Origin of the sequence: Microbacterium sp. UBA3486, from assembly GCF_002377845.1 — a bacterium.
GTDB classification, from domain to species: domain Bacteria; phylum Actinomycetota; class Actinomycetes; order Actinomycetales; family Microbacteriaceae; genus Microbacterium; species Microbacterium maritypicum_A.
Genome location: NZ_DFQP01000048.1, coordinates 3,091 through 4,071, shown reverse-complemented (window position 1 = coordinate 4,071; position 981 = coordinate 3,091). Strand labels below are relative to the sequence as shown.

Annotated in this window: 1 protein-coding gene; it reads left to right on the top strand. The window is 69.4% G+C overall.

The annotated features are described in order from the left end of the window. Nucleotides 1–66: 66 nt before the first annotated feature. Entirely contained in the window at nt 67–966 is a 900-nt protein-coding gene (locus tag B2869_RS06905; protein WP_292764259.1) for a hypothetical protein, read from the top strand. Nucleotides 967–981 lie beyond the last annotated feature (15 nt).

Below are 981 nucleotides of genomic sequence, written 5' to 3'. Positions count from 1 at the left end.
TTCACGAAGAGGGTCGACCACGGTGGTCGGCCCTCTTCGTCGTGTACGGGCGTTTACTCTGGGAGCATGAGTGCGTCTGAAGCTGTCGAGGAGTTCGAACGCGGTGTGTTGGAGGCGAATGCGCCCCTGGCCGCGCTGCACGAGGCGGCGGGGGTCTCGGGTGATGCGCGGATGCGGGAGCTCGCGACTCACATCGCGTTCCCGTCCTGGCCGGGAGCCACGTCCGCGACAGCCTTGAAGCGCGCGGCTCAGGAGGCGGAGATCACCGCGGTGCTGGATGAGTACGCGGCCTCCGCTCGCTCGATGATCCGACCGGCAGACCAGGAGCGTTGGGAGCTGTTGGTCGCCGACATGCAGCGCAGGAGCGGCGAGGGATTCCTCGCCGACGAGCTCGGGCGCAGCGCGGTGGGAGCCTCGCTGCTGCGGGCGAAGCTCGGCGGGCGTCCGCATCGGGCGCAGCAGCGCGGCGGTATCGACTGCGCATGCGGCTATGCGGTTGACGGCGTCATGCCGCAGAAGCTGTGTCCGGAGTGCGGTGACGTGCTCCTGCGGCGCTGGGTGGCCGAGGAACGGCGACTCCTGCGAGCCATGCCTGCGTACGCGGAAGAGGTCACCCGAGTGATCGAGGTGACTGCGCAGAAGCAGGCCAAAGCGGCCCAGAGCCGCGGCGACTACACGGCTGACGAGGCGAGCGCGACGCGCAGGGCCGGCGGACGACGGCTCGCACGTCTCCGCCGCGCGCACCGCGTGGAGCTGGCGAAGCTCGACCTCCGGCGTTGGTCGAGCTTCGTCGAGCTGCTCTCCCGAGACGCGCGCCCTGCGGTTCGGACCACCGCTGCGAAGGCGCAGAAGCGCGGCCTCGGTGCTGCGGCGCTCACTGAACTCTCGCTCCTCTCGATGGCCGACGTGATCAAGGTCGCTGAGCGCATCCTGGAGAAGCGCAGGAACAGCAGCTGGAAGGTCTGAGGTGTCGGCGCGAAG